The organism is Candidatus Neomarinimicrobiota bacterium, assembly GCA_021157965.1.
Taxonomy (GTDB): Bacteria; Fidelibacterota; Fidelibacteria; order Fidelibacterales; family Fidelibacteraceae; genus Fidelibacter.
On the sequence record JAGGVO010000012.1, the window covers coordinates 100,621 to 113,972 of the forward strand.

The window sequence follows — 13,352 nt, forward strand, 5'->3', positions numbered from 1 at the left end:
CCGTTCGGAGCCTTTTTTGTCATAAACCTTTTTACCTGTGCCGGATCAGATTGCTTTTGTTACCCGGTTTGATTTTAAACAGGTAGTGCACACTTTTAAACGTTTTACCGTTCCATTCATATTAACCCGAACCTTCTGAAGATTGGGTTCCCAACGACGACGTGTTTTATTATGGGAATGACTTACGTTGTTCCCGTAAACCGGTCCTTTACCACAGATATCACATACTTTGGACATAGCCGACTCCATTTTTCGTTTTAGCTAAATAATATCAAAAAATTAAAGCAGTAAATCAAGGAGATTTCTCAGTTTCCCCGGAAAGTTTAGAGGAATTCCCGGTCATTTCCACCTTTTCGCACCATTCCCGGGCTTGTTTCAAATCTTTCAGGCCCTGTTCCACAGAGGATTCAAGGCGGGCAAATTTTACTAAATCACTATATCTGATCAAATCGGTCATTTTATCGGTCCATATATGAGCAATTTCTTTTTTCAGTACCGGAACCAGATCAGCCGTCGGCAGGTCAATGATATGGAGGTAAAAGGATCGTTCAATATATCTTTTGAGAATTGCCGTAAGTTCCATGTAAAAGGTTTTCCACTCCCCTTTTTCAAGGTAAGATTTCTTTTCAAGGGCCAGGAAGGACTGTTTCGCTTCATCAAAGGGATTGATTGGCGCTTCACTCTTTCGGCCTTCAAGAATCCGTGTCCTGTGCCGGTAGAGTATTCCAATGATTGAGAGAATCAGGAGAATCAGAAGAATGAGAAGAATAACTTTTTGTCGTGTTGTGAATATGGGAACAGGCAGGGGTTCATATACTTCCGGTGGTGATTGAACCTTCTGAAGGGTGGAAAGGATTTTAATCCGGATCGAATCACTGCACAGTGTTTTGAAAGATTTCTCAGTGGTATCCTGAATTTTGAATTCAACTGCAGGAATTACCTGATAGCCTGTATCGAAAGCAGCAACCTGAACAGTAAAAATCCGGGTATACTGTGCTTCATCAAAACGGGTATCGGAAGACTGGGTAAGAATTCTGAAATCCGGGATTACCTCTTCAAAACGGGGAGACAGAATCCTGGCCTGGTCAGGCAGGGTTATGGAATAGGTTATAGTGAATACATCCCCGATATAGCCACTGTCCGGTTCAACATGGGTTGATACATTCTGGGCCCATAAACCTGAAAAAAAACAAAGCATTCCGCATAACCAACAAACAGGCTTCAATGAAATAACTTCCCTCTCATTCTGAAAAAATTTGCTAAAGGCTCCAAATAAGACTGATCGGTGTGGAGTGTAATAAGATCGGCTTTTGCGTTTTTAGCCATTTTATCCAGCTGCCGGGAGCGTTCCGCAAAGTCCAGGGTATACTGTTCACGGATATTTTTGTCCCCCGTATCGACAATCAACTCTTCCCCGCTTTCAGGATCCATAAATGTGATGAGCCCCAGATCAGGCAATGCCCTGTCAATCGGGTCAACCACATGCAGGAGAATGACGTCGTGTTTATTGGCCAGGGGTTTCAGTGACTGGTTGAAGTCCAGGTCGTAAAAATCACTGACTACAAAAATAACGCTTTTTTTCCGGGCAACTCTGAAAAGGTACTGGAGTGAACCGTTAATATCCGTTTTACCCGCCCGGTGTTCCCCAAACAGAATTTCCCGGACAACCCGCATGGCGTTGGATTTCCCTTTCCGGGGGGGAATGTACTTTTCAATCCGGTCGTTAAAACTGATCATGCCCACTTTATCACCATTCCGTATGGCAGAAAAAGAGAGCACGCTGCATACTTCAGCAGCCAGTTCACTTTTAAATTGTTCTGCTGTTCCAAACTGGGTGGATGAAGAAATATCGACAGCAAAATAGACCGTCAACTCACGTTCTTCATTCATAATCCTTACATAAGGATGTGAATAACGGGCCGTCACATTCCAGTCTATCCGGCGAATATCGTCACCGATCTGATATTCACGGACCTCGGAGAATTCCATCCCCTGGCCACGAAAAACAGACTTATACTCCCCGGCAAAGACCTCATTAACAACACGCCGGGTCTGAATTTCAATTTGTCTGACTTTCCTGAGTATTTCTGAGGACAGCATAGATCAGGGGACGGGAATCACTTCGAAAATATTACGAATCATGTCTTCCACGGTTATTTCTTCCGCTTCCGCCTCGAATGAGGGGATTATCCGGTGACGTAAAACATCGGCACCCAGTTCACGGATATCCTCCGGTGTAACGTATCCCCGGTGATCCAGGAATGCATTGGCTTTGGCCGCATTCACCAGATTAATGGATGCCCGGGGTGAAGCACCGAAATCAATGAGAGGTTTTAAATTATCCAGGCCGTACTCTTCCGGGTAACGGGTGGCGAATACAAGATCCGTTACATACTTGTGAATCTTTTCATCCACATAAATTCCCCGGACTACTTCTTTGGCTTTCATAATTTGTTCGGGAGTGACAACAGCCTTTACAATCTTCGGCAATTGATTGCCGGTCATCAGACTCAGAATTTTCATCTCCTCTTCTTTTGAAGGATAAGTCACCCGGATTTTCAGCATGAACCGGTCTACCTGAGCTTCAGGAAGCGGATAGGTCCCTTCCTGTTCAATAGGATTCTGTGTTGCCAGAACCAGAAAGGGTTCATCCAGCTTGTATGTGTTGTCGCCAATGGTAACCTGTCTTTCCTGCATGGCTTCCAGAAGGGCAGACTGGACTTTGGCAGGGGAACGGTTGATTTCATCGGCCAGAATAATATTTGCAAATATCGGTCCTTTTTTCACCTCAAATGCAGATGATTTCTGATTGTAAATCAAGGTCCCGATCAAATCGGCCGGCAGAAGATCCGGCGTAAATTGTATCCGGTGAAAGAGGGTATTGATGCTCCGGGCAAGGGAATTTACCGTAAGGGTTTTGGCCAGACCGGGGACTCCTTCCAGAAGGATATGTCCATCAGCGAGTAAACCCGTCAACAAACGGCGGATCATCATATCCTGACCGACAATCACCTTCTGTAATTCCGTCAGGATATCTTCAATAAACGCACTTTCTTTCTGAATTTGTTTGTTCAGCAACTGAATATTGAAATCCATCATTTACTTCCTGTCAGGATTTTGGGCTCTTTGAGGGGCATCTTTCTCATTGAGAATGGGCTTTAACTGGGGAATGTTATCCAACGGCTTCCCTAAATTCTCAATCTCAAACGTTACCGCCATACTCAACTCATGATCCGGATAGGCTTTCAGAAAATCTTCGTAAACCTTCCTCGCTTCATCCAGGCGGTCTGTATTATTGGCAAGAAGAAAACCGGCCATAAAACGTGCTTTCGGACCAAATTCCGTATCGGGATACTTGTCAGCCGTGTAAATAAAAGCATTAACGGCATCATCAATTTTCTGTCGTTTATTCATGTGAATTTCCGCAATACGGTAAGCACTTTCCGCTGCTTTTTCATGATCCGGATATTTTTTAATCAACCCTTCAAGATCTTGTATGGCTTCATCATACTTATTTTGCGTCAGGTTAACTTCTGCATCTTCAAGCAATTGATCCGGGCTGCGCCTGTCACAGGAGGCTGCAATCAAAAGTAACAGCGTCAACATGATGGGTAGTGTTTTTCTCATAATTTACCTCTCACTCGTATTAGTCCTTTGAACATCACCGTTTTATAGTTTGAAGTCCGTTAATTGTTCCGAATATTAACGAAATCAAAAAGCAAATAAAAGAGCGATAATAAAGTGTTTCTCAGGCTGATCCCAAGGCTGAAATCTGCCTTTGGGGTCCGCGATAACAAAGGGGAATTCAAATCGGACGGGACCGATAAATGTGGAATAGGTGATGCCGGGACCAGCACTAACATAAAACCGGTCCGGATTCCACAATCCATGATATGTTTCATGTAAATGTCCCGCATCTGCAAAAAATTCCAGGCCGAAATTCCAGGGGAGGTTAACTCTGAGTTCCACACTTGCCAGGGCTTTGGCATAATCAGCAAAAACAATCAAGCCGTCCGGTGTTTCAAATTCCCGGCCGATGGACTGAGACCATCCCCTCACGGTGGTTTCAGTTCCCATCCGGTACATGACAACCAAAGGTGGTTTGTCCGCCTGATTATCAATAAATCCCGTTTCCACCCGGACTGCCAGGACAAGTCTTTCAAAAACAGGCAGATATCTGCTGATGGAAATATCCCACTGATAATAATCCGTCGGACTTCCTGAAATACCCTTGACCCATTGAAAATCCCCTCCGATATTCCACCCCTTTCGCGGAAAAAGGAAATTGTCCCTGTTGTCAAAACGGATCTGCCAGTTCAAACGACGCTGAATTTCACTTTTATCTTCAGACAGGATACTTTCAACACTCCGAAGGGAGAAACTGGCAATGGTATTGAGTTTTCGCTCCAACTTCCATAGCGATGAGACTTCCACACCGGCAGTAATCAGCTCGTCATTTTCATCAATATTCCGGGTAAAGGGAGAATAGACATCCTTGTTGTAATAGACTTTCACGGTTGTGGGGAAACGCATGGATAAAATCCGGGGACGGGTATACGACAGATCGACACCATAGGAAGGTGTACTTTTTCTGAAAAAGTTTCCCTGATCCCATACAATACCAAAATTTCCCTTGGCCTGGATTCGTCTTGCCCGGTGGAAAAGATTTTTATGCAACCAATCCACCTGGGTAAAAAGATAAGTCTGATTCAACTCCGCAATCCGTCCCTGCCGGACACCGATATTTGCGTCCCAGCGCCTTGGCAGAGATTCGGACACGCGAATTCTCAATCCCACTGTCAGACTGTCCGGATTCCGGTTCACCGGGATGATATTCACGCTGTTAAAAGCCCCCAATTCAAAAATGTGCAGGCGACTTTTTTTAATATCCTCCAGATCGAAGATATCTCCCGGTTCCACCAGGATTTCCTTCCGGATGGTTTTTTCAAGGACCGATTTATTGCCGGTGATTTCAATTTTATCCACGGAATACACCGCATCCTCGTCGATGAGCAAACTGATATCCATCCGGACATCCTCCCGGATCTGCTCCTCAATCGCCACAAAAGGGCGTCCCCGTGAAGCATATTCATCCTGAATCAACTGAAGTCCCCGCTGGTATTCAAAGGGCTTGAAGGGATCACCGGGTTTGATTTTCATCAGGGACAAGATCTCTTCGTCAGAGATCAGAGTATTTCCTCTCACCTCAAAGGTATTTACATAAAAGCGGGGCCCTTCGTGTATTTCAATGGTAATATTTACCTGGTTTCGGTCCGTCAGCGCCAGGGAATCTGAAATCCGGCACTGTAAAAATCCTTCGGCAATATAGTTACGCTGAATTTCCTCAAGATCCCTGTTCAACACACGCCGATTAAATAGCCGCCGTTTTCTGAATAATCCATCGGACTGAATGGAGATCATCCGGTTTAAATCCCGGTCGCTGAAAAACTCATGTCCGCTGAATTCCACACGGGCTACCGGTTTGTCCTGGTACCGGAAGTCGGAAGGATACAATGATCCCGGCAGGATGCACATCAAAAGAACAAGTATGACGGAATAGTGTCGGTTCACGTAATCCTCTAATACTGAAAGCGAATCCGGTATGAAAAGGAAACACTCTCGTCGTCGGCTTCACCAATAATGGAGAAATTCCGGTTCAGTCTGTATTCCAATTCAATACTTCTGTTTGCGTTTTCATTGCTTAAAGCCTGTTCATAACTCAAATACAAATTCTTCCCGATACGCCGTTCCAGCAAAATCGTCAGACTATCCAGATTGGGATTTTCAAAAAGGGAACCCTGGGATTTCAGGTCCACCCGATCAAATCCTCCCCATTCGCTGGCTGTGCGTTCAAGTTCTTTTTCAAAAATAGTCTCGAGGTAACTCTGGGCAGCCCCTGCCACAAACTGACCACTTCCGACAGTCCCTGTTGTCAACAATTGGATGATTTCAGCCTGTGAGGTAAATATGTTTTTCTCATCCGTAAGTTCAATAGAGGGTTTATCAATATCTCCCATCAGGGTAGCAATCACCTGGTTTGAGCCGTCCAGGACCGGTGTAACAGCCCGGAAATTCAATGTAATGTTGTTGGCATAGGGATCAAAGGTGATTTCACCTGATTCAATATCGAAAATGGCGCTGTAGTAGTAAAACTTTCCCGAACGGACGGACAGGTTGCCGGCCAGGAGCTGCGGTTCCTCAGCCCGCTTTTCCAATACAATGTCGCCTTCCAGTTCGGCGTCAATCAACTCATTCCGTAAAAAGACATTGCCGTCCATAGGTATTTCGAGGATATATTCAAAGACACGTTTCCGCTTTTGTCGGATTCTGTTTTGGTCCGGCCGTTTAAAATCAAAGTTCAACACCCCTTCCCTTGCGGCGTAAATCCCCTCGGCCCTGATGGTATCCCGGCCCTGAATGGTGATATCCCCATCCCCGATCAGATCGATACGGCTATTCAAACTCCGGATATAAATTTCCTTTCCCCTCAAGCGTAAATCCAGTTCGGGATTAAAGATATTCTGGATATTGATCCGGCCCGTCATGGAAACATTTCGGTTTTTAGCCACATCCCTGTTCAGGTTAAAAAGATGGGGATCGTCTTTTTCCAAATTTCCCTTGAGATTCACATCAATGGTATTGTCATGCACAAGAAAGCTTCCCTGTACATTCCGGACCGGATTTAAGAGATTTTTGATAGTCAGATTGCTTTTTTCCAGAAGAAGCTGACCGTTGAGTGACGGTTTCAAAGGAGAACCGCTGAGCTCAAGCTCCGTAATAAAGTCCCCCTGCGATCCTTCCACTACCCGAATCATGGGTTCCAGGTAGGTCAAACTGCTGTCTCTTCCTACCAGGCGGATTGATACACTGTCTTGGGGATTAACCCGGCGGGAGACAGGCTGCAAGCTCAAATCCACAGGATAGAAACCACTTAAAGAATAACTGCCGGATTTGCTGATCAGAGCAAAATTTTGTATAGAAATCATTTGATTTTCATACTCCAACCGGGACTGAATCCTGTCAAAAGCGAATCCATTCAGACGAAAATCCTCCAGAGTAAGATTTAAAAGAAATTCCGGATCCCGGTAGGATCCACCAGCTGTCATAATCCCATTGGCTACACCGTCAATCTCCTGTATGGTCTTGTGGAGTGATGAGAATATTCCGGTGGAAAACTGATTGACCTCCATGGTTAAAGTAAAGGGATCATTCCGGGGAAAATTCAACAGCAGGCTGTCTTCATAGGTAAGATAGAGGGGAAATTGTCCGAAAAGGTTAATATAATCCCGCGGATTTTGAGCAATGTCGGCTTTTTCAAGTATCAGGAGTGAATCCCTGTAGGTAAAATCCGCCGAAAGGTTTTCAAAGTGATATTGACCATAGATAAAATCTTTTACTTCTCCTTTAAAATGAAGGATCGGAGCCTGTTGATTGCCTGATAGGCGAAGTTGAAAATCCATCATACCATCGGCATCGATTTTTCGGGTCCCCACTGACAGCAATTCAGACAAATCCAGAGATTCACCCTGGAGATTGACAAGGAACCGGCGGGACATATCCCACGAGCCTTCCCCTTTGAGGATTCCTTCATTAAATTGCATCGTTACAGGCGAAACATGCACCTGATTCTGCCTGAGATTTATATTAACGGGGGATTGAAGAAAGAGATTGTTTCCCCGGAGATTCGCGGCAAATTCCTGAATAATCAGCAGACTGTCCAGTGTGAGTTTCCCGATAAACTCCATCCGGTTCTCATCTGTATTGAGTGAAAACGAACTGATCAGGACCGTATCATTCTTAAATTCAAGGAACGTGCCGCCATTATTGATAGTATAGGGGGGAATTTCAAGCCCGGTCAAATCCATATAGAGATTGCCTGAGGGATGATTCATGACCTTGCCGACAGACGCCGCCCCCCGGGCCCGTGAAATTCGATAATGATTCAGAGAGGCTTCATTGATAAGATAAATAGCTGATATGTCGGGGTTGGCCACGTGTCCCTGCAGGCGTCCCTGGATCCTTGCATCCCCAAGCTCAAGCAGGTCCGAGGAATTCAATTCATACCGGAAATCATTGGCTGTCATATCAAAGCGGAGATCCAATGTGGACAAGGAATCAATATGTCCTCTGAGATCCAAATGCAGACCCGGAAGGCGTATCCTCGTTGTATCCACAAAAACAAGTCTTTGATTCTGATAGAGGACCTGACCTTCAATAGCATCTATTGAAAGCTCATTTTTATAATCACCTGATAATCCATAATGAATCATCAGTGAATCCGGGAAACGACCTGAAGCCGTAACATCACCGGCAGCGGTCATATCGGCAAAGGGAGATTCCTTAGGAAAGGCTATCCGGTCAATATGGCCATCAAGACTAAGGGCACCATGATCAAAACTTAAATCCCGTATCATGGCATCGAGATGTGTGTTTTTAAAAGTCACATGACGGAGTTCTGCCCTGTCATGCAGAAGGCGGATACTTCCTTCACACTGGCGCAGAATATCGTGAGCCAGCAAACCCTGAATGGAAAAATTTCCCCGCAAATGATCCCGGTTCCCGGAAAAATCCACGAGAATATCCAGCACATCATCGGGATACGATTCAAACCGGGGGATCCACCGGGAAGGATGAAACTGCTGTATAAGGACTTCTCCTTTGAAGGGAAGAGCCTGAACAGGCTGGAGTTTTCCAGAGAGATTAATCTTCATCTCGTCCAGCCAGGCAGAGAGATTATGAATCTTGACAAGTCCTTCCGAAGCGGTCACCGAAAATTTCAGGCTGTCTACAGTCAGCTTTTTTTCAGGAATCATAAACGAAAGGAAACGGACATCCAGCCGGGTTCTCGGACCCCGTGTATTGACAGCAAAGACACCGGAAATATCCCGTATTTGAAGTTCTTCACCATCTGCCTGAGAGCGAATCATCTGACCTTGATGAATTAAGAGGGTATTGATTTTGAGCGCAGGAAATTCATCAAGTATTTTCATCAGGGCACCGGTAATATTTTCATCAGCCTGGTGGGAAAGAGCCGGACCCGATTTCAATACCGGGTTGACGAGACTCAGCGTATCGATAGTGCGGGTCATGGCCAGGAAAACTATATTTTTATAGGAGACCGATACCTGGTCAGCATTAAAAGCAAAAGCCTGTTCATTATTTAGAATTTGGAGGGAGTCGGCATAAATAGCCCGGTTAAAATTCCCTTCAACGGCCCCAATCAGAAACTCTGCATTCAGATGTTGTTTCAGCTGCCGGGTCATATACCCTGAGAGCGGTTTGAACCAAAACCTGGGATTGAAGAGAACAACCACAAAAAGCCCCAGTAAAAAAACCAGGATAAAAGGAATAATAGTTTTCGGAGGATAATGATGGGGATGGTGGGTTTTGTTCTGTTTCATACCGTTTCTTTTTTATCAATGTAAGCTAAAGAAAATGGGAATAATTGTAAACAAAAAGGGCGGTTAAACCGCCCTTTTCACCGTATAATCGGTTGATTTATGGTCTCTTATTTTTGATCGTCCACAACTTCAAAGTCCGCATCTTCCACGGATTCTTCAGAACCGTTTCCGCCGGAACTCTTTTCACCTTCGGCCGGTTCGGCACCTGCAGCACCCTGGGCACTTTCCTGTTGACGGGCATGCTGATAGAGTTTCTCGGATATTTTCATCATTTTCTGTGTCACATCATCAATTTTGCTCTTCAAAAGATCCGGATCGCTGCTGTCTTTGACTTTTTCAAGTTCATTCAGAGCTTCCTCAACCGGCTTCTTTTCATCCTCCGTCAGTTTGTCACCCAGTTCGTCAAATTGCTTCCGGGTCTGGTAGATAAGTGTATCTGCCTGATTCCTTAGTTCAACCACTTTCTTCCATTTTTCATCTTCCGCTGCGTGCGCATCTGCTTCCCGCTTCATTTTCTCGATTTCCTGTTCCGTCAGTCCGCTTGAGGCTTCAATCCGGATATTCTGTTCTTTACCGGTGGCTTTATCTTTAGCTGAAACATTCAGAATACCATTGGCATCGATATCGAATGTCACTTCGATTTGAGGAATACCACGGGGAGCCGGCGGGATGCCGTCCAGAATAAAACGTCCCAGAGTCTTATTATAGGCTGCCTGTGAACGTTCACCCTGAAGGACATGGATTTCCACAGTGGACTGATTGTCGGCAGCTGTGCTGAATATTTCTGATTTCTTCGTGGGGATGGTTGTATTCCGCTCAATCAGTTTTGTAAAGACACCACCCAGTGTTTCAATACCGAGAGAGAGAGGTGTAACATCCAGAAGAAGGACATCTTTCACGTCACCCTGAAGCACACCACCCTGAATGGCAGCTCCGATAGCCACCACTTCATCCGGGTTCACAGATTTATTAGGTTCCTTATTGAAAATGGATTTCACCATTTCCTGCACGGCTGGGATTCTTGTGGACCCACCAACGAGAATCACTTCATCAATATCACTTTTGGATAACCCTGCATCTTTCAGGGCATTTATACAGGGTTCCTTTGTCCGCTGAACCAGTTCAGAGGTGAGCTGTTCGAACTTAGCACGGCTTAATGAAATATTCAGGTGCTTGGGACCTGTATTATCTGCCGTCAGATAGGGCAGATTGATTTCTGTCTGCATGGACGAAGAGAGCTCAATCTTAGCTTTTTCAGCTGCTTCTTTCAGTCTCTGCATTGCCATGGGATCTTTCGAAATGTCGATCCCTTCCTGTTTCTTGAACTCTGATACGAGATAATCGATAAGTTTCTGGTCGAAGTCATCACCACCCAGGTGAGTATCTCCGTTTGTGGATTTTACTTCAAAAACCCCGTCGCCAATTTCCAGGATGGAAATGTCAAAGGTTCCACCCCCTAAGTCAAAGACGGCAACTTTTTCTTCCTTTTTCCGATCCAGTCCGTAAGCCAGTGCCGCAGCCGTCGGTTCATTGATAATCCGTTTCACTTCAAGTCCGGCAATTTTACCGGCGTCCTTTGTAGCCTGCCGCTGGGAATCATTAAAATAGGCCGGCACGGTAATGACCGCTTCCGTCACTTTTTCACCCAGATATTCTTCGGCAATCTGTTTCATTTTCTGCAGGACCATGGCACTGATTTCCGGTGGTGAAAATAACTTGTCTTCCACCCGGACACGGACATCATCATTGGGGCCTTTCTCAACCTTAAAAGGAACTTCATGAATTTCAGTCCCCACTTCCTGGTACCGTCGCCCCATGAAACGTTTTATGGAAAAGATGGTGTTTGCCGGGTTTGTAATCGCCTGCCGTTTGGCTGAAGCACCCACCAGCCTTTCACCATTTTTTTTAAACGCAACCACTGAAGGGGTGGTCCGTCCGCCCTCAGCATTTACCAATACTTTCGGCTCGCCACCTTCCATGATTGCAACACATGAATTTGTGGTCCCAAGGTCAATTCCAATCATTTTACCCATATCTATCTCCTGTTTTTTTGTTTTCACATTTTTCCATTCAATCTTATAGCAACAATTCCCGTGCCACAAGACTAAATTGCCATTTTGACTATAATATATGTCAATTTGTCGTTACTCTTAGAAAAGGGTCCGGTAGAGTGCTTCGATATCCGACTGATTGACAGAAAGGGGATTATTTGCCATGTTCCGCGCACTCATGACTTCCCTGGCCATGTCCGGGATACTTTCTTCTGATATGGAAAGGGATTCCGTCAATTCAAAGAGAGACAGCCAGTCATTGAGCCTGTCACCAAGAGAAATGGTATCGGAGCCGAACACCCGGTGTAATGCATCTTTCACAGCCGGATAATAAAGTCGGTATATGGCAGAGAGAACCAATCCGTTTGCCCGTCCATGGCTTACACCGTAACGGACTGTCAGAGGATAGCCGATGGCATGCTGAAGTGTTGTGCCGGTCTGAGCGATAACAATTCCGCCCCAAAGAGAAGCCATCATCAAACGGGATCTGGCTTCCAGATTGTTTCCATCCTCAATGGCTTTATCAAGCCATTGCATAATATCCAAAACGCCCTGACGAATCAGGGGATATAAGATCACATTTCTTTTGGTGGAAAAAACGCCCTCTAACAGGTGACTCAGGGCATCCAGTCCTGTATCCCGTGTGACGACAGGCGGTACAGTTATGGTGTAAGCAGGATCGCAAAAAGAAACACGGGGAAACACGGCATCGTGACCAAATCCGGCCTTTTTACCGTTTTCTTCATCAGTCAGCACGCTGAAGGGTGTGGCTTCCGTACCGGTCCCGGAGGTCAGGGGCACTGTCACCAGAGGTAAAGCTCCCTGAATACGCCGGACATCATACACGTCACGTGCTTTCATTTTATTGAAAACCGCCACAGCCACAGCTTTGGCTGCATCCACCGGGCTCCCTCCGCCGATGCCAACAATAAAATCACATTTTTCCCGTTTGCACAGATCCACTGCTTTCTGAACCGTTTTAACCAGAGGATTTTCAGTCACCTCATTGAAATGGATAAAGGAAACACCGGACTTTTTCAGCACTGTTTTCATATCCTCCAGTGCCCCGCTCTTTTCAGCAGAATGGCGACCAGTGACAATCAGGGCTTTTTGTCCCAGTTCACTTATGGAATATGTATTTTCTTTCAGACAGTTCCGACCCCAGAAAAGGCGGACCGGCATATAAGAATTCATAAGCATGAAACCAATTCTCCTTTTTTTTCAATCAGGGTTGCATCTTTCAACAGGTATTGCCTTGAAGCAATGGCACCGATGGATTCATCGTGGGTTACTAAAAAGAAACACTGCTTAAAATCCCGGTTGATTTTTTGAAAAAGGTTCAGTACCTGATTTCCGGTTTCCCGGTCCAGATTGCCTGTAGGTTCATCGGCAAAAATGATATCCGGTCGGGCGATCAATGCCCTGCAAATGGCTGCCCGTTGCTTTTCACCTCCGGAAATTTCCGCCGGAAAATGATCCCGCCTTTCGACAATACCCAGGTAATCCATAAGTTCAAGCGCCTTTTTCAAAGCATGTGTCCGTGATTCTCCGGCAATCATAAGGGGCATGGCCACATTTTCACAAATGGAAAATTCAGGCAGGAGATAGTGGAACTGAAAAACAAACCCGATATGTTTCCGTCTAAATTCCGCCAGTTCGGATTCCTTCAAACAAACCGTATCGATCCCGTGAATCAAAACATGTCCCGTATCCGGCGCGTCCATCGTTCCCAGTATATTTAAAAATGTGGATTTCCCCGAACCGGACACTCCCATGAGGGAGACGAAATCGCCGGGGTAAAGCTTTAAGGATACATCATCCAGAATGAGAAGGGTATCTGATCCGGATCGGTAGGTTTTCCGAATGCCATAGGCATTCAATATGTGTTTTTCCGTCATAG

General features: G+C 45.5%; 10 protein-coding genes. All 10 read right to left on the minus strand.

Features of this window, described 5'->3' with window-relative positions:
* Positions 1–45: 45 nt before the first annotated feature.
* The 10 genes from J7K63_01585 to J7K63_01630 all read right to left on the minus strand — a co-directional run bounded on the left by J7K63_01585 (position 46) and on the right by J7K63_01630 (position 13,350).
* A complete protein-coding gene (locus J7K63_01585) occupies positions 46–237 on the minus strand; it encodes a 50S ribosomal protein L28 (GenBank protein ID MCD6233716.1) in 192 nt (63 codons plus the stop codon).
* 55 nt (positions 238–292) lie between these two features.
* Positions 293–1,198 (minus strand): hypothetical protein, encoded by a 906-nt coding sequence (locus J7K63_01590; GenBank protein MCD6233717.1) that lies wholly within the window; start codon positions 1,196–1,198, stop codon positions 293–295.
* A 23-nt stretch (positions 1,199–1,221) separates the two neighbouring features.
* Entirely contained in the window at positions 1,222–2,100 is an 879-nt protein-coding gene (locus J7K63_01595; GenBank protein MCD6233718.1) for a DUF58 domain-containing protein, read from the minus strand.
* Positions 2,101–2,103: 3 nt separating this feature from the next.
* Positions 2,104–3,099, minus strand: a complete 996-nt coding sequence (locus J7K63_01600) for a MoxR family ATPase (protein ID MCD6233719.1) — start codon at positions 3,097–3,099, stop codon at positions 2,104–2,106.
* Positions 3,100–3,627 carry a tetratricopeptide repeat protein gene (locus J7K63_01605; protein MCD6233720.1) on the minus strand — a complete coding sequence of 176 codons (528 nt, stop codon included), beginning with the start codon at positions 3,625–3,627 and terminating at the stop codon, positions 3,100–3,102.
* Between the two features lie 84 nt (positions 3,628–3,711).
* Positions 3,712–5,571 carry a BamA/TamA family outer membrane protein gene (locus J7K63_01610; protein ID MCD6233721.1) on the minus strand — a complete coding sequence of 620 codons (1,860 nt, stop codon included), beginning with the start codon at positions 5,569–5,571 and terminating at the stop codon, positions 3,712–3,714.
* An 8-nt stretch (positions 5,572–5,579) separates the two neighbouring features.
* Positions 5,580–9,401, minus strand: coding sequence for a translocation/assembly module TamB domain-containing protein (locus J7K63_01615; protein MCD6233722.1), 3,822 nt, complete (start codon positions 9,399–9,401; stop codon positions 5,580–5,582).
* A 107-nt stretch (positions 9,402–9,508) separates the two neighbouring features.
* A complete protein-coding gene (dnaK, locus tag J7K63_01620) occupies positions 9,509–11,434 on the minus strand; it encodes a molecular chaperone DnaK (GenBank protein MCD6233723.1) in 1,926 nt (641 codons plus the stop codon).
* A 117-nt stretch (positions 11,435–11,551) separates the two neighbouring features.
* Positions 11,552–12,652 carry an iron-containing alcohol dehydrogenase gene (locus J7K63_01625; GenBank protein ID MCD6233724.1) on the minus strand — a complete coding sequence of 367 codons (1,101 nt, stop codon included), beginning with the start codon at positions 12,650–12,652 and terminating at the stop codon, positions 11,552–11,554.
* A complete protein-coding gene (locus tag J7K63_01630) occupies positions 12,643–13,350 on the minus strand; it encodes an ABC transporter ATP-binding protein (protein ID MCD6233725.1) in 708 nt (235 codons plus the stop codon). Before J7K63_01630 ends, J7K63_01625 begins: the two co-directional genes overlap by 10 nt.
* Between the last annotated feature and the right edge of the window lie 2 nt (positions 13,351–13,352).